21 protein-coding genes and 1 tRNA gene are annotated in these 18,203 nt (G+C 63.1%); 11 read left to right on the plus strand and 11 right to left on the minus strand.

The window, feature by feature from the left end; genetic code table 11:
- Positions 1 to 60 precede the first annotated feature (60 nt).
- A tRNA-Leu gene (locus tag AC244_RS26915) sits at positions 61 to 147 on the plus strand.
- 348 nt (positions 148 to 495) lie between these two features.
- Positions 496 to 1,446, plus strand: coding sequence for an adenylate/guanylate cyclase domain-containing protein (locus AC244_RS26920; RefSeq protein ID WP_053251891.1), 951 nt, complete (start codon positions 496 to 498; stop codon positions 1,444 to 1,446).
- Between the two features lie 13 nt (positions 1,447 to 1,459).
- Here the strand turns inward: AC244_RS26920 and AC244_RS26925 are convergent, their stop codons facing one another.
- From AC244_RS26925 to AC244_RS26935, 3 genes are all read right to left on the minus strand, one after another.
- Positions 1,460 to 3,436, minus strand: a complete 1,977-nt coding sequence (locus AC244_RS26925; RefSeq protein ID WP_053251892.1) for an adenylate/guanylate cyclase domain-containing protein — start codon at positions 3,434 to 3,436, stop codon at positions 1,460 to 1,462.
- 172 nt (positions 3,437 to 3,608) lie between these two features.
- Entirely contained in the window at positions 3,609 to 4,640 is a 1,032-nt protein-coding gene (locus AC244_RS26930) for a hydroxyacid dehydrogenase (RefSeq protein WP_053251893.1), read from the minus strand.
- A gap of 200 nt (positions 4,641 to 4,840) precedes the next feature.
- Complete coding sequence (locus AC244_RS26935; RefSeq protein WP_234717038.1) at positions 4,841 to 5,245, minus strand: hypothetical protein; 405 nt, start codon at positions 5,243 to 5,245, stop codon at positions 4,841 to 4,843.
- 13 nt (positions 5,246 to 5,258) lie between these two features.
- On the opposite strand from AC244_RS26935, the gene AC244_RS26940 reads away from it, so the two are divergent.
- The gene (locus AC244_RS26940; protein ID WP_053251895.1) at positions 5,259 to 5,885 is read left to right on the plus strand and encodes a ribonuclease D; all 627 of its coding nucleotides are present in this window, start codon (positions 5,259 to 5,261) and stop codon (positions 5,883 to 5,885) included.
- Between the two features lie 26 nt (positions 5,886 to 5,911).
- Here AC244_RS26940 and AC244_RS26945 read toward each other — a convergent pair whose 3' ends face one another.
- Both AC244_RS26945 and AC244_RS26950 read right to left on the minus strand, forming a co-directional pair.
- A complete protein-coding gene (locus AC244_RS26945; RefSeq protein WP_053251915.1) occupies positions 5,912 to 6,256 on the minus strand; it encodes a YqaA family protein in 345 nt (114 codons plus the stop codon).
- An 83-nt stretch (positions 6,257 to 6,339) separates the two neighbouring features.
- Positions 6,340 to 6,621: a SelT/SelW/SelH family protein gene (locus tag AC244_RS26950; protein WP_053251896.1), complete on the minus strand. Its 282-nt coding sequence runs from the start codon at positions 6,619 to 6,621 to the stop codon at positions 6,340 to 6,342.
- Between the two features lie 300 nt (positions 6,622 to 6,921).
- On the opposite strand from AC244_RS26950, the gene AC244_RS26955 reads away from it, so the two are divergent.
- A complete protein-coding gene (locus tag AC244_RS26955) occupies positions 6,922 to 7,377 on the plus strand; it encodes a DoxX family protein (protein ID WP_053251897.1) in 456 nt (151 codons plus the stop codon).
- 136 nt (positions 7,378 to 7,513) lie between these two features.
- Here the strand turns inward: AC244_RS26955 and rnk are convergent, their stop codons facing one another.
- The gene (gene rnk, locus AC244_RS26960; RefSeq protein ID WP_053251898.1) at positions 7,514 to 7,921 is read right to left on the minus strand and encodes a nucleoside diphosphate kinase regulator; all 408 of its coding nucleotides are present in this window, start codon (positions 7,919 to 7,921) and stop codon (positions 7,514 to 7,516) included.
- 407 nt (positions 7,922 to 8,328) lie between these two features.
- Here rnk and AC244_RS26965 point away from each other — a divergent pair, with 407 nt between their 5' ends.
- Genes AC244_RS26965 through AC244_RS26980 form a run of 4 tightly spaced genes read left to right on the plus strand, consistent with a single transcriptional unit; the run spans position 8,329 to position 10,658 of the window.
- Positions 8,329 to 9,084 (plus strand): type 1 glutamine amidotransferase, encoded by a 756-nt coding sequence (locus AC244_RS26965; protein ID WP_053251899.1) that lies wholly within the window; start codon positions 8,329 to 8,331, stop codon positions 9,082 to 9,084.
- On the plus strand, positions 9,084 to 9,563 hold the full coding sequence (locus tag AC244_RS26970; RefSeq protein ID WP_053251900.1) for a GFA family protein: 480 nt from the start codon (positions 9,084 to 9,086) through the stop codon (positions 9,561 to 9,563). Before AC244_RS26965 ends, AC244_RS26970 begins: the two co-directional genes overlap by 1 nt.
- Entirely contained in the window at positions 9,560 to 10,156 is a 597-nt protein-coding gene (locus AC244_RS26975; protein WP_053251901.1) for a sugar O-acetyltransferase, read from the plus strand. The genes AC244_RS26970 and AC244_RS26975 overlap by 4 nt, the downstream gene beginning before the upstream one ends.
- Positions 10,146 to 10,658, plus strand: a complete 513-nt coding sequence (locus tag AC244_RS26980; RefSeq protein ID WP_053251902.1) for a GNAT family N-acetyltransferase — start codon at positions 10,146 to 10,148, stop codon at positions 10,656 to 10,658. Before AC244_RS26975 ends, AC244_RS26980 begins: the two co-directional genes overlap by 11 nt.
- Before the next feature lie 248 nt (positions 10,659 to 10,906).
- Here the strand turns inward: AC244_RS26980 and AC244_RS26985 are convergent, their stop codons facing one another.
- The 4 genes from AC244_RS26985 to AC244_RS27000 form a co-directional block, all read right to left on the minus strand.
- Positions 10,907 to 11,191, minus strand: a complete 285-nt coding sequence (locus AC244_RS26985) for a GIY-YIG nuclease family protein (protein ID WP_053251903.1) — start codon at positions 11,189 to 11,191, stop codon at positions 10,907 to 10,909.
- Between the two features lie 200 nt (positions 11,192 to 11,391).
- Positions 11,392 to 11,676 carry a GIY-YIG nuclease family protein gene (locus tag AC244_RS26990; protein WP_053251904.1) on the minus strand — a complete coding sequence of 95 codons (285 nt, stop codon included), beginning with the start codon at positions 11,674 to 11,676 and terminating at the stop codon, positions 11,392 to 11,394.
- A gap of 478 nt (positions 11,677 to 12,154) precedes the next feature.
- Positions 12,155 to 13,981 (minus strand): translation elongation factor 4, encoded by a 1,827-nt coding sequence (gene lepA, locus AC244_RS26995; RefSeq protein WP_414735953.1) that lies wholly within the window; start codon positions 13,979 to 13,981, stop codon positions 12,155 to 12,157.
- Positions 13,982 to 14,062: 81 nt separating this feature from the next.
- The gene (locus tag AC244_RS27000) at positions 14,063 to 15,304 is read right to left on the minus strand and encodes an MFS transporter (RefSeq protein WP_053251906.1); all 1,242 of its coding nucleotides are present in this window, start codon (positions 15,302 to 15,304) and stop codon (positions 14,063 to 14,065) included.
- Between the two features lie 208 nt (positions 15,305 to 15,512).
- Between AC244_RS27000 and AC244_RS27005 the strand changes: the two genes are divergently transcribed.
- The 3 genes from AC244_RS27005 (at position 15,513) to AC244_RS27015 (ending at position 17,864) form a co-directional block, all read left to right on the plus strand.
- Entirely contained in the window at positions 15,513 to 16,091 is a 579-nt protein-coding gene (locus AC244_RS27005; protein ID WP_082367164.1) for a helix-turn-helix domain-containing protein, read from the plus strand.
- Positions 16,092 to 16,093: 2 nt separating this feature from the next.
- On the plus strand, positions 16,094 to 16,627 hold the full coding sequence (locus AC244_RS27010) for a GNAT family N-acetyltransferase (RefSeq protein ID WP_053251908.1): 534 nt from the start codon (positions 16,094 to 16,096) through the stop codon (positions 16,625 to 16,627).
- Positions 16,628 to 16,838: 211 nt separating this feature from the next.
- Complete coding sequence (locus AC244_RS27015) at positions 16,839 to 17,864, plus strand: histone deacetylase family protein (protein ID WP_053251916.1); 1,026 nt, start codon at positions 16,839 to 16,841, stop codon at positions 17,862 to 17,864.
- On the opposite strand, the gene AC244_RS35720 is transcribed toward AC244_RS27015, so the two are convergent.
- A partial coding sequence (locus tag AC244_RS35720; RefSeq protein WP_082367166.1) for an OsmC family protein occupies positions 17,804 to 18,203 on the minus strand: 400 nt, incomplete at its 5' end. The genes AC244_RS27015 and AC244_RS35720 overlap by 61 nt on opposite strands.

An 18,203-nucleotide genomic window follows, 5' to 3' on the forward strand; every position in this document is an offset into this window, starting at 1 on the left:
ACGAAAACTTCAAAATGCCTGTTGACACTTCGGCTCGGGCCTTTTACATGCCGGTCCGTCGCCCAGATGGCGGAATTGGTAGACGCGCCAGCTTCAGGTGCTGGTACTCGAAAGGGTGTGGAGGTTCGAGTCCTCTTCTGGGCACCATTCCTTTAACCAAACATTTGTTTTGGTTTGAAAAACCCCGGCTTGCCGGGGTTTTTTCGTTTCTGGCTTTTGCCCCGAGCGGCGTGCGAAGCCGCCAAGTTTACTCGACGAAAAGTGCCCGAATTCCTGCGCCGGAGACGACGCGGCAGAGCCTGCGTTCCCGCGTCGGATTCGCGCTCGCTGGCGCGCCAACAGAGCCATTTCTACAGCGTTCAACGCATCGGCGCGGCACAGGGTTCGTCAACCTGTGAGGAACCCTTCGTGGCGGCCCGTCTTGCGATCTGTGTTAGGCTCGCTACTATCCCATCATCCGCTGCGGCGACGGATTTCAAGCGAGGATCAACCGCGATGGCTGAAACGCGTCGCAAGCTGACGACCATTTTCTCCGCTGACGTCCAGGATTATTCCCGCCTGATGCGGGCGGACGAGGAGGGCACTCTTGCCACTCTCAAACGGTATCGGGATGCGATGACGCGCCTGATCGATGCGCATGGCGGCCGCGTCATCAATACCTGGGGGGACGGATTGATCGCCGATTTCCCCAGCGTCGTCGAGGCGCTGCGCGCGGCGATCGACGTCCAGAACGACCTGGCCGGTTACAACGCGAAAACCGCAGACGATGTGCAGATGCTGTTTCGCATCGGCATCAACCTCGGCGATGTGATCACCGAGGACGACGACATCTATGGCGACGGCGTCAACGTCGCCGCACGCCTGCAGGCGTCTGCCCCTGCCGGCGGCATCGTGATCTCCAATACGGTCTACGACCAGGTGCGCAACAAGGTTGCCGTCGGTTTCGAGTTCCTGGGCCAGCTCGAGGTCAAGAACATCGATGGCGGCGTGCCGAGCTATGCTGTGCGCATCGGTGCATCCGACGAAGCTGCGCGCAGACCGGAGCGTCAAAGCGAATGGGGCCGGTCGGCCGAGCAGTCCGGCCGATCCGCGACGGCACCAGACGAAACTGTTGCCAAACCGATGGGGTTGACCGGCAAACTTATGGGCACGCTCGCAGTGATCGGGGCCGGCCTCGCCGCGGTCAATCTGCTGACATGGCGCGGCGTATTCTGGGCTGCATGGCCCCTCCTCGCGTTGGCGGTGCTTGCAGCCCTGCGATGGGTGCGGGCAAACAGCAAGATCGACTCGGTCATCGGCACACTCGCCGTTGCTGGCATGGCGCTCGTCGCAATCAACCTTCTGTCCTGGCGGGGCGTGTTCTGGGCTGTGTGGCCGTTGCTTGCCATCGCAGTCGCCGCCTGCATCCGTTGGGTCATGCGCCAGAGAAATAGCGTCCGGCGTTGACCGGGCGCGCCTCTCAGGACGATTTTATCGGCGTCTGCGAAACTGTGGCCTCAACAACCGGCCGCGCGCTCAGAACCTCGTAGATCTCGAGCACGGTGGCGCGTCCCTTGGCCTGCGCGGATCCAAGCGGCCTGAAGGTGATCGCATCAGACGCCTGGGCGACCACCGCGCCGCTTGCCATGATCGTCGTGCCGTAGTTCTTGTTCATGCCTTCGAGCCGCGAGGCGACGTTCACCGTGTCGCCCATGGCGGTATATTGCAGCCGCTCCTTCGCGCCGACGCTGCCGACGACGGCGGTGCCGGTGTGGATGCCGAAGCGGGTGCGGAACTCCGGCAGGCCCTTCCTGCGCTGCGCTTCGTTGAAGGAATGCAACCGTTCCTCGACCGCCAGTGCGCAACGACAGGCATTCTCCGCATGGCGCTCGTCCGGCGCCGGCGCGTTCCACATGGCAAACACCGAATCGCCCAGGAACTGGATGATCGTGCCGTCATGGGCATCGACGACCTCGCTGAAGATGTCGAAATATTCCGAAAGCATCGCCACCACTTCTTCCGGCGCGTGCTGCTCGCTCAAGGTGGTGAAATCGTAGATATCGGTGAAAAGCGCCGTGACCTCCTGGCGCCAGGCCGCGCGTCCACTGAACTGGCCGGATTCGATACCCTTGCGCACCAGTTCCCGCGGCACGTAGAGCGCGAAGGTAAAGATCGCGTCGCGCGCCCGGTTCATCGCACCGCCGAGCGTGGAAATCTCGCTGACATGCGACGACACGTCGATCGGCGTGGTGAAATCCAGGTCCTGCAGCCGGTTGGCGCTGGCGGTCAGCTGGTTGAGCGATTTGGTGATCAGGTGCGCAAGCACGAGCGAAGAAAGCACCGCGAGTGCCACCACGGCGCCGGATATGACAAGCCCCTGGATCAGCGTCCTGTTGGCATCGGCCATCAGTTCGTCGAGCGGCGCGGCCACCACGGCGCGGTTGCCGGAGAGAAGCAGCGCGGATTCGAGCGGCGTCACCATGACGAGATAGGTTCGGTCTCCGACTTCGACGAAGTCGGCCTTGCCGGGCGCTGGCGGATTGATTCGGATGCTCTTGATCAGGGGGTCGCTCTCAGCCTGAACGATCGGGCCATCCTTATCCTTCGCCGCCATGATGCGTCGCATCATCACCCGGTCGGAATGGATGATCGGTTTGCCGACGGCATCGAGGATGAAAGAGACCGAGCCCGTCGTCAGCCGCTCGCGGGCGAGGAAATCAGTGATCGTATCGAGGATTACGTCGGCGCCGATGACGATCTGCGGATTGCCGCGATGGGCCTGCGAGATCGTCATTCCAAGCGTTTCGGTCGTGGCACTTTCGTAGGGGCCGGTCGAGACCGCAGCCTTTCCGTTTACGGCCGCTCGATACCAAGGCCTGGTTCGTGGATCGAAGCCTGAGGGTGGCACGCGCCGTTCGGAGAATTGCGTACCGTCCTTGTCCAGGAAGAGCACCCGCTGGAGGGGTTTGCCGCTTGCATCCTTTTCCATCGAGCGCACGGCAACGGCCGCGCCGCGCGGCGCATCGAGCGCCATGCGCCATGCGATCTGCTTGAGGTCGACCATCTGAAAGAAGGCGCCGTTGGGGTAGCCGACATAGACCCCGTCGATATGCGGCGAACGGGTAATGCCCTCGCGCAGGACTGCAACCTTGTCGTTCATCCGCTCTGGCGGCGGCACCAGGAAGGAATTGGCAACCGAGGAAACCAGGCTGACGAGCGCGGAGGTATCACCAGAGAGTACGCCCAGCCGGTCGACCAACCGGCTCATGAAGCCATGCATGTTGGCCTCTGCATCCGCGATCGCCGCATTGCGCGAGCGGTTATAGTCGAGCCCGACGAGGATCGTGGAGACGGCGATCAGCATGGCGACCATAACCAGGCTGAACAGTGATCGGAGGGAACTGTTCCAGCCATCGCTTGTTCGGTTTTGTCGAGCGTCGGGCGCCTTGTCTGCCATTACAGGCCTCTGGTTTCGCTCTACACTACGGTTTGTACAGTTCCGGCGACTTTTGCGTGTGCCGATGATATGCATGCCGCCGCTACGTTGAACTCTATATGCAATTCCCATAAAACACGTTAATCGGCGGGATGAACGAACCCGCCGAAATCCACCCGTGAAAAACGGTGGCTCAGTTGACCGTTACCGGCTTGGAGCGCATCCGTGCCACCGTTTCGCGCTCGGCGCGCTTGCAGCGCATCGGTGGCAGGTCCCGGTCCATCAGGTCCATGTCTTCCAGCACCATGTCGCCCATCTTCTTGAAGGCGCTGTCGAGCGCGCCCGCACGGTGCGCCGAGCGCAGGAAGCCAGGCAGGCGGCGTACCCTGTGGTCATGCGCAAGCGGTTCCTCCGGAAAGACGTCGCTGGCGGCAACGATATGCCCGCTTTCGACGGCCGCCATCAGCGCCTCGAAATCGACGACGCCGGCGCGGCTGAGCAGGATGAAGGCTGCACCTGGACGCATGCTGGCAAAAGCCTTTGCGCCGAGAAAGCCTTCGTTTTCGCTGGTGACCGAGGCGACGACGAAGACGAAATCGCTTTTTGTCAGCACCGTTTCCAGTGATGCCGGTTCAACGCCGTTGTCCCGAAGAATGGAGGCCGGCATCCAGGGATCGAAGACGCGGATCCTGGCGCGGAAGCCGGACAGCACCCGGTTGAGTGCCTTGCCGAGGTCCCCAAAGCCGACGATGCCGATGTCCGAGCCGGATAAGAGCCGCGCCGAGCGATTGCCGTCGCCACCCCAAAGTTCCCGGCCCTCGCGAAAGGCGAGATCGGCGTCAACGACGCCGCGCGCAATGTTGAGGGCCATGGCAAGCCCCATTTCGGCAACCGGCTCGGCGAACACCTGGCCGGTCGTGACCACGTGAATGCCGCGTTCGAACAGCACTTCGTAAGGCATGTTGTTGATCAGGTTGCTCTCGACATTGAGGATGGCTCGCAGTCTCGGCAGGCGCGCCAGGGTGTCATGATCAAGCGGCGGCTGGCCGATGATGTAGCGCGCTTGCGACAGCACCTCGTCACCGAGGCCGGCGACATCCTCGGGGTCGGCTTCGACGATGCGGTAGCGCTGATGCAGTTGCTTCAATGCATCGGCTGTGAAGATCAGGTCGAGCGTGCGAGGTGCCGGCACGCTGATGGCGAGCGGTCTGCTGTCGTTGGGCATTGTTCCTCCTCGGTGGAGGCAGAACGCCTCCACGGTTCCTTGCCCAATTTTCTAGGAAGTATTCAGCGGCTTGCCAAGCCGAACCGGTGCAGAGGGTTAAAGCATGTCGCGCAAGAGTGTGCTGCGGTTTTGCAATAACGACATGCGTAAAAACAAGAGCTTAAAGCGCAGCAAGCGAATCCTAGAGATCGCGACGCGCTTTAGTAGCCCAGCCCGCGCTTCTGCCGATAGAGCGAAGGCGGCAGATCGCTGCCCTGGAACACCGGGCCGTCGCCGCGGCGGCAGTTGTAGATTGTGTCGTAGCGCGGGCCGCCGCGCGAGCTGGACTCGAACGGATAGTCGCGATCGACCAGCGTCTGCTCGCAGACAACCTTGTCGCCGTTGTCGTTCAGAGGATCCATCGGGCGCACGCCGGGCAGGTCGGTGTAGTTCTGCGCCAGCGCCGGCATGGCGGACAGACCGAGGATCAGGCAGAGGGCCGAGAGGGTGAGGCGGCAGGAGGTCATCAAGGCGAGCTTTCGAAGACAGCACCCGCGGGCGAGGCGCCATGATACGGTTTCGCCAGGGCCGAACTTGCGGTATAGGCGACACCACTTCCGTTTCATCTGGGGATTTTCGATGGCGAATGCAATACGGTTCCACGAAGGCGATATTTCCGCAGCCGATGCCGCCCGCTACAGAGGCGCGATTGCCGTCGACACGGAAACGCTCGGCCTTGTCCCCCGTCGCGATCGGCTCTGCGTCGTCCAGCTTTCGCCGGGCGATGGTACCGCCGACGTGATCCGTATAGCGGCCGGTCAGAAGGAGGCGCCGAACCTCGTCGCGATGCTCGCCGACCCGGCCCGCCAGAAGATCTTTCACTTCGGCCGCTTCGATATCGCCGTGTTGTTCCACACCTTCGGCGTGACGACGACGCCGGTCTTCTGCACCAAGATCGCCTCGCGCCTGACCCGCACCTATACGGACCGCCACGGGCTGAAGGACAATCTGAAGGAAATGCTCGATGTCGATATTTCCAAGCAGCAGCAGTCCTCCGACTGGGCGGCGGAGATCCTGTCGCCGGCGCAGCTCGAATATGCCGCATCCGACGTGCTGCACCTGCATGCGCTGCGCGAAAAACTGACGGCGCGGCTCTTACGCGATGGCCGCATGGAACATGCGGATGCCTGCTTCGCCTTCCTGCCGACCCGTTCCAAGCTCGATCTGCTCGGCTGGGACGAGACCGACATTTTCGCCCATAGCTGAGGCGTCATACCAGCTTGCAGTTGGTGTCAGGGCGTCAGCCAGAGCACGGCGGCGTAACGCGCCGCCTTGCCGATCGCCACGAACACCAGGAACAGCGCAAACGGCATGCGCAGCAGCCCGGCGACGAGCGTCAGCGGATCGCCGACCACCGGCAGCCACGATAGCAGCAGCACCGGCTGGCCATAACGCCCAAACAGCGTCTCCGCCTTCTGCCTTGCTGCGGGCGAAATGGGAAACCAGCGCCTTCCCTCAAAGCGGATCAGAAACCGTCCGAGCACGAAATTGACGACGGCACCCAGCACGTTGCCGGCCGTGGCCGCTAAGAACAGGGCGACACGGCTGGTCTCGCCATGAAGTGCGGCGGCGACGATCGCCGCCTCCGACATGCCGAACAGCAGCGTCGCGGACAGGAAGGCGGCCGAGAAAACGCCCGCGAGAATGCCGAAATCCAGGATCAGCTCCTGTCGGTGTGGCCGAGATCGCGCTCCGGCTCGATGATGTCGCGGATGCGCTGCTTCAGTTCCTTCGGTCCGGGAAAGCCGCCGTCGCGCTTGCGCTCCCAGATCAGTTCGTCATTGACGCGGATCTCGAAATTGCCGCCGGTGCCGGGGATCAACGCCACTTCACCCAGCGCTTGGCCGAAAGTCTGCAGCAGCTCCTGTGCCATCCAGCCGGCGCGCAACAGCCAGTTGCACTGCGTGCAATAGAGAATGGTGATCCGCGGCTTCTCGTCCATCTGATGATTCCCGGCTGGTTTGCGCGCCGCAACATACTGCATAATTCCTGGAAATCGGAACCGATTTGACGAGAAATTGTCCTGCCAGTTTCAGGCGTTACCGCAAGCCTTGCACGTCACGCTCGACGCGCGGCACTGGAGCGGGCGATCGGGAACAACCGGCGGTCACGCGGCTCTCACGTAATTGTCAACTGATTTGGTCATGTTTTTATCGGCCGCTCCCTTGCAAACGAAAAGGCGCCCGGCGAGACATTGCTGCATTGCACATATTGTCGCAGCCACCTCCAAGAGGACCAACCCATGACTGATGCCACCGTTTCGACTTCCCGTCCCCGTGCAATCCTGCCGGCGCTGGAAAAGATCTATCTGCCGCTCGACACCTTTGCCGAAACGCTGCTGCGCGTTCTGTGCGGCGTCCTGCTCGTAACCCACGGTTACGGCAAGATCGTCAATCCGTTCGGCGCTGTCGGCATGGTCGAAAGCCTCGGCTTTTATCCCGGCGTCTTCTGGTCGCCGCTGCTCGCTGCCACGGAGTTCTTCGGCGGCATCCTGATCGCGATCGGCCTTCTTACCCGTCCGGCCGCCTTCGCCGCCACGATCGTGCTGCTCGTCACCGTCTATTTCCACGGCATCGTGCAGGGAGAGGGTCTCGGCGGCGCCGAAAAGTCCATTCTCTGGGCCGCGATCCTGTTCTTCTTTGCCGTTCGCGGCGCCAACAGCCAGTCCGTCGACGCCAAGCTCGGCAAGCAGTTCTGATAAGCCTTCCGGCATCCGAAAAGCGGGGAGGGCGGTCTGACGACCGGCCTCCTCGACTAGTTTTCGGGGGAGTTGCGCAACTGCCCCCAGCGTCCGCCGCGCCCCCTTCGCCATCAATGACAAGGGCGCGAAGCCCTCAGGCCCGTTCGGCCGCGGTAACGCTGCGGATGGTCATGCGGTGGACCTTGCCGGAGCGGTCGTGCCAGTCGATCGACTGGCCGACGGAAAGGCCGATCAGGGCCGCGCCGATCGGCGTCAGCACCGAAATGCGCCCGGCCTCGATATCGGCCTCGCCGGGATAGACCAGCGTCACCTGCTTGGCAAAACCGTTGTCGGCTTCGAAGGCGACGGTGGATCCCATCTGCACGCTGTCTGCAGGCAGTTTTCCGGGCGCGGCAATGCGCGCGCGATCGAGCTCGGACATAAGTGCCTCGGCGACTTCGGGAATTCGGTCGAGGGCGGAAGAGGCAAGCGCCGTCAGGCGCTTGTGATCCTCGGCATTGATGATGATCGCGGGAAGTTTGTTGCGGGCGGTGGTCGCCATGATGATACCTGACGTTTTTATCGACGGGCCTTCGGCGTCGTCGTTGCTAATCTTAGCTGGGCTAATTCTATCTGGAAAAACTCGGCGCTCGGAGCGTGGCCTGGGAACGGAGGTTCTCATTTGCCGACGCGAAAGGCTCCCCTGACCCGGAGAGCGCAAGCATCCGGGCTGGGGTCAGGTTCCTGCGATCGGGCATACCCGGAAGCAGCGAAGGGAAGTAATCGTGAGCATCATGATATCAGGAAGGTCGGAAAGTTTGGCGCGGAAGTCAAGGCCCGGATGCTTTCGGCAATGAGTGCGGTGCCCTCTCGCGCCTCTTGAACCCCCGCCTCCTGAACCTTCCGCCTCTTGAACCGAGACGCATGTCGTGATCAATCTTCCGCCCAGACGGCGAAGGGAAGGTCATCATGCGGGTACTGGTGGTGGAAAACATGGCGAAGACGGAGCTCGGCCAGGTCGGTACGGCGCTTCGCGAAGTCAAGGCGGAGATCGAGGTTCGCCGCGCCTATGCCGGCGACCCGGTGCCGGATGGGCCGGATGGCTTCGATGCGCTCGTGGTGCTCGGCGGCGAGCAGAGTGCGCTCGACGATGAGGCTTTCCCCTATCTCCCGAAGCTGGCAGCGCTGATGCGCCGCTTCGGCGACAGCGAGCGCTCGGTGCTCGGAATTTGCCTCGGCAGCCAGCTGCTGGCGCGGGCCTATGGGGCGAAGAACCTGCTCGGCGAAGCCAAAGAATTCGGCTGGCACGAAGTGCAGGTGCGCGCCGAGGGGCAGGGCGATCCGGTGCTGGCAAGCGTCGGCGAAAGCTTCCCGATCTTCCAATGGCATGGCGACACCTTCACCCTTCCGGAAGGGGCGGTGCACCTTGCCGAAAACGACGTCACGCGGCATCAGGCGTTTCGCATCGGTCGTGCCGTCTATGGCACGCAATTCCATTTCGAGGCTGACACCGCCCTTGTCGAAGATTGGAACCGCTCGTTCCCGCAGACCATCAATCGGCTCGATCCTAACTGGCTGGCGCAATACGCTGCTCACGCCAGGCGCCATGGCGAAAAAGCCAATGCCGCCGGCCTCGCCTTGGCGCGCGCCTGGGTCGCCACCATCAGGCGTGGCGATGCCTCTGCTGCAGCGCCGAGCGACGAGGTGTTGGAGGAGGCCTGCTGATGGACGAAGATATTGGCGGCGGCTGCTTCTGCGGGCGTATCCGCTACCGGCTGAAACGGCGGCCGATGTTCGTCAATTGCTGTCATTGCACCGATTGCCAGCGACAGGTCGGAAGCGCCTTCGTCGTCAATGGCGTCATCGAGCGGGAGAACATCGAACTGACGGCGGGCGAACCCATCGTCGTGACGCTGCCGACCGAGAGTGGCCGTCCGCATGACGTCTATCGCTGTGCCGAGTGCCAGACGGCGCTCTGGAGCGATTACGGCCGGCGCGGCTGGCTCGCCTTCCTGCGCATTGCGAGCCTCGACCGACCGTCGGACTTCCCGCCGGATGCCCATATCTTCACACGCTCGAAGGTCTCCTGGCTATCGCTTGAAGGCGGCGCCCCCGCTTTCGACATCTATTACGACATGGCGACGCAATGGCCGGCCGAAAGCCTGGCGCGGCGTGAAGCGGCCGAAGCAAGGACGAAAGCGTGAGCGCCAGCGAACGCGACAAGATGGCGGCGGGCGATTGGTATTGCTGCCTCGACCCGGAACTCGAGCAGCTGCGTCGGCGGGCGCGTGACGCCGTGCACCAGCACAACACCATGGCTCCTGACAGACGGGGCTCGATGGCGCCGGCACTCCGGGCGCTGCTTGCAAGCGTTGCCGACGATGTTCTCATCGAAGCGCCGTTTCATTGTTCCTACGGCATCAACATTTCGCTCGGCGCCCGCGTCTATATCAATGCCGGCTGCACCATGCTGGATAGCGGCCGTATCTCGATCGGCGAAGGCTCCATGCTCGGTCCGGGCGTGCAGATCTATTGCGCCGAACATCACAAGGACGTGCCGCTCCGGAGCCGCGGCATCGAGATCGCAAGGCCGGTCGAGATCGGCAAGGACGTCTGGATCGGCGGCGGCGCCATCCTTCTCGGCGGCGTGACAATCGGCGACGGCGCCATCGTCGGCGCCGGCTCCGTCGTCACGAAAGATGTCGCGGCCGGAGCGACGGTTGTCGGCAACCCGGCGCGGCCCCTGCCGCGATCCGGCAAGCGACAAATCAAGCAGGAGGATTTTGATGATCGATGAAGCAACTACGATTGAGGTGCGTCCGGCAACCCCGGCGGACGTGCCGGCGCTCTGCGCCTTCCTCAACGAAATCATCCGGATCGGCGGCACGACCGCCAATGAGACGCCGTTCACGCCCGAAAGTTTTACGGCGCACTATCTCGCCGGCCCGGGCTTCGTCAGCTGCTTCGTCGCCGAGGATGCCGATGGCCGCCCTTGCGCGTTCCAGGCGCTCGAGCGCTACGACGGATTGCCGGAAGGCTGGGCCGATATCGGCACCTTTTCCCGGACCGACGCCAAGGTGCGCGGCGCCGGCACGGCGCTGTTTGCCGCAACGAGGGACAATGCCCGTGCGCTCGGCTTGAGCGCAATCAACGCAACCATCCGCGCCGACAACGTGGGCGGTCTCGCCTACTACGGCAGGATGGGCTTCGTCGACTACAAGATTGACAAGGCGGTGCCGCTCAAGAGCGGCCGCCTGGTGGATCGTATCTCCAAGCGGTATTTGCTGGCCGAGGCATGAAGCGACCGTTGGTGGATGGATCCTCGGGTCAAGCCCGAGGATGACGACGGCGGGATGCGAGAATCGAATAGACATCAGCTCTTGCTTTGCGGCTCTCCCACTGGTCGAAAGCGTCGACATTTGTTTCCTCCGCCCGTCATCCTCGGGCTTGACCCGGCCGGTCATCCTCGGGCTTGACCCGGCCGGTCATCCTCGGGCTTGACCCGGCCCGTCATCCTCGGGCTTGACCCGAGGATCCATGCCCAAGCCTACCAAAGCTCGAAATAGAGGTCGCGCCACTCCGGGTTCACTGTCTCGATCAATTCGATTTTCCATTGCCGGTACCAGCGTTTGAGAGACTTCTCACGCTGAATGGCGGTGCCGATCTGCAGATGTTCTTCGTACCAGACGAGCTGGGTGCAGCCGTATTTTGACGCAAAGCCCGGTGTCAGCCCCTCTCGATGCTCGAAGATACGGCGCTCGAGATTTGAGGTGACGCCGATGTAAAGCGTTCCGCGCTTGCTGTTCGTGACGATGTAGACGAATCCAGCCATGGCACTGATGGTGCTTGTTCATGGATCCTCGGGTCAAGCCCGAGGATGACGACCTGACGAGAGGGTTGGGGCGCCAGCAAAGCGACAGGCTTTCGCAAGAGCGTGACGATGGCCGAACGCGCATGCCCCCGGCGCAATTTTCTTCACGCTCCACGCTCCCTTCGTCATCCTCGGGCTTGACCCGAGGATCCATGCCAAGTCTACCAAAGCGCGAAATAGAGGTCGCGCCACTCCGGGTTCACGGTCTCGATCAATTCGATTTTCCACTGCCGGTACCAGCGTTTGAGAGACTTCTCACGCTGAATGGCGGTAGCGATCTGCAGATGTTCTTCGTACCAGACGAGCTGGGTGCAGCCGTATTTTGACGCAAAGCCCGGTGTCAGTCCCTCTCGATGCTCGAAGATACGGCGCTCGAGATTTGAGGTGACGCCGATGTAAAGCGTTCCGCGCTTGCTGTTCGTGACGATGTAGACGAATCCCGCCATAGTAATGATGGTGCTTGTGCATGGATCCTCGGGTCAAGCCCGAGGATGACGGCTGTGGGCTGCGAGCACCGAATACAAGTCAACCTCTGCCTTGAGGTTCCCCATCGGTCGCGAAATATCGGCATTTGTTCCTGACCAGGCGCCCCTCCGCCCGTCATCCTCGGGCTTGACCCGAGGATCCATAGGCGGGCACCGGCGCTGTCGGATCATGCCGACGTTGTTGCGATTAGCAAAGGCGACCGCTGCCTTGTCGACGTAATGCTAGGCCTTGAGCCCTCGACGTCTTTGAGCGCGGGGGGCGGGCACGATCTTTATTTCGAGCTTGGTAGTTGGATCCTCGGGTCAAGCCCGAGGATGACGGGACGGGCGAAGGCCCGACGCGGATACATAGACCGAGCGCTGCAGGTGGCGCTGTCCCAGCACAAAGGCGTGGCGTCCGGTTCTTCCCGTCGCCACGCATGTCTTTCGCACCTGGCTTTTACTCGTCGCCCATCTTGAGCGCGGCGATGAAGGCTTCCTGCGGAATCTCCACCTTGCCGAACTGGCGCATGCGCTTCTTGCCGGCCTTCTGCTTTTCCAGGAGCTTGCGCTTACGGGTGGCGTCGCCGCCGTAGCACTTCGCTGTCACGTCCTTGCGCAGCGCCGAAATGGTCTCGCGGGCGATGACGTTGCCGCCGATCGCCGCCTGGATCGGGATCTTGAACATGTGCTTCGGGATCAGCTCCTTGAGCTTCTCGCACATTTCGCGACCGCGCTTTTCCGCCGCCATCCGGTGCACCATCATCGACAGCGCGTCGACCGGCTCGCCGTTGACGAGGATCGACATCTTCACAAGGTTGCCTTCCTTGTGGTCGGTGATCTGGTAGTCGAACGAGGCATAGCCCTTGGAGATCGACTTCAGCCGGTCGTAGAAATCGAACACCACTTCGTTGAGCGGCAGGTCATAGGTCAGCATCGCACGGGTGCCGACATAGGTCAGCTCGATCTGGATGCCGCGCCGGTCCTGGCAGAGCTTGAGGATGCCGCCGAGATAGTCGTCGGGCGTCAGGATCGTCGCGCGGATCCACGGCTCGTGGATCTCGGCGATCTTGACGACGTCAGGCATGTCGGCCGGGTTGTGCAGCTCGCGCTCCGTACCGTCGGTCATGAACAGCTTGTAGACGACCGAAGGCGCCGTCGCGATCAGGTCGAGGTCGAACTCGCGCTCCAGCCGTTCCTGGATGATCTCGAGGTGCAGGAGGCCGAGGAAGCCGCAGCGGAAGCCGAAGCCAAGGGCGGCGGACGATTCCATTTCGAACGAGAACGATGCGTCGTTGAGGCGCAGCTTGCCCATCGCCGAACGCAGATCCTCGAAGTCGGCGGCATCGACCGGGAAGAGGCCACAGAACACCACCGGCTGCGCCGGCTTGAAGCCTGGCAGCGCCTTGGCAGTCGGGCGCTTGTCTTCGGTGATGGTATCGCCGACGCGGGTATCGGCCACTTCCTTGATCGAGGCGGTGATGAAGCCGATCTCGCCCGGGCCGAGCGCGTCCATGGCCACCATCTTCGGCGTCAGCACGCCGACGCGTTCGATCGTGTACTTGGCGTCGGTGCCCATCATGCGGATGGTCATGCCCTTCTTCAGGGTGCCGTCGATGATGCGCACGAGAACCATGACGCCGAGGTAGGTGTCGTACCAGCTATCGACCAGAAGCGCCTTCAGCGGTGCCGTATCGCCGCCCTCGCTCTTCGGCGCCGGCAGCTTGGTGACGATCGCTTCCAAGACGTCGGGAATGCCGAGGCCGGTCTTTGCCGAGATCAACACGGCGTCGGAGGCGTCGATGCCGATCACTTCCTCGATCTGTTCCTTGATCCGCTCCGGCTCGGCGGCGGGAAGGTCGATCTTGTTGAGCACGGTGACGAGCTCGTGATTGTTGTCGATCGCCTGGTAGACGTTGGCGAGCGTCTGGGCTTCCACGCCTTGGCTGGCGTCGACGACCAGGAGCGAACCTTCGCAGGCCGACAGCGACCGCGAGACTTCATAGGCGAAGTCGACGTGGCCGGGCGTGTCGATGAGGTTCAGCACGTAGGTTTCGCCGTCATTGGCCTTGTAGTGCAGACGCACGGTCTGGGCCTTGATGGTGATGCCGCGCTCGCGCTCGATATCCATGCTGTCGAGCACCTGCTCGGACATTTCCCGCTCGGCAAGGCCGCCGGTCGACTGGATCAGTCGGTCGGCCAGCGTCGACTTGCCGTGGTCGATATGGGCCACGATCGAGAAGTTACGGATATGCGACAGGGGCGTCTTGGAAGATGTTGTGCTCATGGGCCGCATATAGCAGTGCGTTCAAGCGGCGCAAAGCGGGAAATGAAGGCTTCGTTCACTATAAATCGCAAGCCTCGGCGGCTATTCGGCCCTTGCCTCGGCATCGATCAGCGCGCCGGCATTCGGCACCTGCGCGCTCTTCAGTTCGAAGGTCTCACGCTCATCGGCCGGGACCTCGTCGCGTTTCCTCAAGCGCATGAGCACGAAAAGGGCGTAGAGTGCTGCAACGGCCATCGCCGCATAGATGAACGTCCGCGGACCGAACACCGGCGTCAGCAGCGTCACCAGCATCGGCACCAGGGTTGCAGCCGCTGACCAGGCGACCAGCATGGTGCTGGCGAGCGGCACGAAATCCGCCGGATCGGTGCGGTCGTTTGCATGGGCATTGGCGATGGAATAGACGGTCTCGACCGCACCGGCAAAAAGCGCAAAGACGACCATCAGCAGCAGAAGATTGGCAAAGGTCGCCGAGATCGCGAAGAAGCCGGCGGCAACGATCAGCAAACAGGTGCCGATCAGCACCAGCCGGCGGTCGATCCGGTCGGACAGGGTCCCCATCGGGTACTGGATGGCGATCAGCCCGAGCTGCATCACGAACATCAGGTTGGCGACGTCGCCCTGGCTGACCTGGTTGGCGGCGGCATAGATGGGCGTGAAGCCCTGCACCACCATCGACAGGCCGCCGGCGGCAAGCACGCCGATGAAGGCGACAGGCGAACTGCGCCAGACCATCGGGATGTCGATACTGACCTTGGCCGGTGGCGGCGGTGTCGGCAGGCGGGTCAGGCCGATCGGCAGGATGGCAAGTGCCGTGAAGAAGATGGTGATAAGCGGCGGCAGGTTGCCGCCGGCCGGGATCTGGCCGAACAACCAGGCGCCGGTGCCGAGCCCGATCACATAGGCCATGTAGAAGGTGGCCATTGCCTTGCCGCGCCAATGGTTGTCGGCCGCATGGTTGAGCCAGCTCTGGCTGATGATGAAATTGGTGTTGCCGGCAGCGCCATAAAGGCCGCGGGCGAGCACCCAGAGGATCGGGTGCATGCCGAGGCTGATCGTCAGCGCCGAAAGGATGACGAGCGCCATCGAGCAGGAAAACGCCCGGGCATGGCCGACACGGCGGATCATCGGTCCGGCGATCACGCAGCCGACAAGGCCGCCAAAGGCAACCATGGTGACCGCCGCACCCGGAACCCACTCGGGCGCGCCGGACCGCGTCAGCACGAACGGCACGTAGGCGAGCATCATGCCGTTGCCGATCGCAACTGATGTCATCGACGTCACGATGCTGGCGATCGACGTCAGCGAGGAGGGCTGCGTGTCCATGTCTTGCCGGTCCGTTTCATCGGCCGTGACGGCCTGTTGCGTGAGGTTCTTCTAAAGTATTGAGTGGGAACGCTTTTCCGCTCCGGATGCCCGGGGCGACCTTAGCCGAATGCACGTCGTCGCAATGTCGCCAAAGCGGCATCGGTCACCTTTATTTTCTGTTCGGCATGGTCTTGACTCCATTATATGAGAAATGCAATCTCAAATAATGGAAAACAGCAACGATCCCCTTGAGCATGCCATCGGCGAACGCGTCCGTTCGCTCAGGGTTGGGCAGAATCTCACGCTCGACGATCTGGCGATGCGCTCCGGCGTTAGCCGCGCGATGATATCGCGCATCGAGCGCGGCGAGGCGAGCCCGACGGCGCAGTTGCTGGCCAAGCTCTGCAGCGCGCTCTCAACCACGCTGTCGGCGCTCTTTGCCTTTGAAGGCGAGCAGGCCTCGCCGGTTGCAAGGCGAGCCGATCAAAGACTCTGGCGGGATCCGGAATCCGGCTATCTGCGCCGTTCGGTCTCGCCGGAAGGTGTCGGCTCCCCGGTCGATATCGTCGAGGTCGAGTTCCCGCCGGGTGCCCGCGTGGTGTTCGAGCGGCAACCGGCCGACCGGGGCATAACGCAGCATCTCTGGCTTTTCTCCGGTCGGCTCGAGCTGACCATGGAGTCCGGGCCCCATATGCTCGATGCCGGAGACTGCCTGTTCATGGGGCTCGAACAGGCCCATGTCTTTCACAATCCCCATGATGAGCCGGCTCACTATGCCGTCATCCTCAGCCGAACCAGGACCTGACCATGCCTGACATATCCATCCGTCTTCTCACCGAAGCCGAGGCCCGTTCCGCCATGCCGGCGCTTGCCGAGGTGCTGTCCGATTGCGTCGAGGACGGCGCTTCCGTCGGCTTCATGCAGCCCTATCCGCCGGAGGCGGCCCTGCCCTATTGGGAGGGGGTCGCGAATGCCGTTGCCGGCGGTGAAACGCTGCTGCTGGTCGCCGAAGACGAGGGGCGGATCGTCGGCACGGTCCAGGTCGGCGTGGCGCAGATGCCCAACCAGCCGCATCGGGGCGATCTGAAGAAACTGCTGGTGCATCGCGCCGCCCGTGGCAAGGGCGTCGCCCGACTGCTGATGCAGGCCGTCGAGCGGGAGGCGGCCGCACGCGGCAAGGCGTTGCTCGTGCTCGACACGGCAACCGGCAGCGAGGCGGAGGCGATCTATCCGCGCCTGGGATGGGAGCGCGTCGGCGTCATCCCCGATTACGCCATGTGGCCGGAAGGCGGCCTTTGCGCCACCACGCTTTTCTACAAGCGCATCGCGGTTCAGGGCTGATCGCTGCTCCCCTTGGTGTGATTCCCCCTCTCCCCACAAGCGGGGAGAGGGGGAATGGGAGTTTGCAGCGCGCCTGCCTTCGCCCCGCTTGCGGGGAGAAGGTGGCCAGCAGGCCGGATGAGGGGGCGCCCGTTGAGATAGCCAACAGCCCGAATCCTGAGATAGGTTGCCGACGCTTCGCCCGCTGCACACACTCAATCAGGACATCTGCATGCGCATTTTCTACACCGAGGACCACAAGCTTCGTGATGCCAGGACGGAACTGTTCGGCGGCGAACTGGTCGCGCCATTCGAGGCGCCGTTTCGGGCCGAATGGATTCTGGCAGCCGTCAAGGAAGCCGGTTTCGCCGATGTCGTTGCACCCACGCGCCACGGGCTGGAAACGGCGAGCAAGCTGCATGCGCCCGACTATCTCGAATTTCTCGAAACCGCCTGGGCGCGCTGGGTCGCCGACGGTTATCGCGGCGAGGCGATCCCGACCTGTTTTCCGGCGCGCCGGATGCGCCAGCACCCGCCTGCCGATATCGACGGCGCGCTCGGCTATTACGCCTTTGCCGCGGAAACATCGATCACCGAGGGCACCTATGCGGCCGCGCGCGCGGCGATGGATTGCGCGCTTTCGGCTGCCGAGCACGTCAGTGCCGGCGCAAGCGCCGCTTTCGCCCTTTGCCGACCGCCCGGCCATCACGCAGCGATCGATCTCTATGGCGGTTTTTCCTTCCTCAACAACGCCCCCCGCCCCCCGCCGCGGGCGCGCGGTCTCGGTGCCGCCCGAGTGGCGGTGCTCGATGTCGATTTCCATCATGGCAACGGCACGCAGGACATCTTCTATGGGCGCGGCGACGTCTACTTCGCCTCGCTGCACGGGGATCCGGTCGACGCTTTCCCGTACTTTCTCGGCTTTGCCGATGAGGAGGGGGCAGGTGAAGGGCTTGGCTCGACGAAAAACTATCCCCTGCCGCGCGGCACGGCTTTTGCCGCCTGGTCGGCCGCGATGGACGATGCGCTCCACCGCATCGCGACGTTCGGCGCCGAGGCGCTCGTAGTTTCGCTCGGCGTCGACACGTTCGAACGCGATCCGATTTCGTCGTTCAAGCTGAAGTCGGAGGACTATCTGCGCATGGGCGAGCGGCTGAAGCAGGCGGGCCTGCCGATCGTCGTCTGCATGGAAGGCGGTTACGGTGTGCCGGAAATCGGGCTCAACGTTGCCAACGTACTCAAGGGCATTTCCGCCTGAGCCTTCTCCGGCGGCCAGGCGGCAGTGAGGATGTCCACCGGGATGCCGGCGCGCAGCGAGTTGCTGACCATGCAACTCGCTTTCGCCCGCTCGATGATCTCGGCCGGGTCGGACCCGTCGAGCGTCTCGAGCGCGACCGTCATCGTTGCGGCGGTCGCCAGCAGCGGGCTTCCGTCAAGCTCGACCGTGACGCTTACCGTGAGCCGCCCGAGGCGCGCCCCCGCCTCGGCTGCGACATAGCGCAGATCGTTGCAGAGGCAGCCGCCGATCGCCAAAGCCAGCAATTGTCCGCCGTTAAACCCTAGCCCCTTGCCGCCGGCCTTGCCCTCGGGCCTGCGA

It is taken from the genome of Ensifer adhaerens, assembly GCF_001270265.1.
In the GTDB taxonomy this organism is placed as follows: Bacteria; Pseudomonadota; Alphaproteobacteria; order Rhizobiales; family Rhizobiaceae; genus Ensifer; species Ensifer adhaerens_B.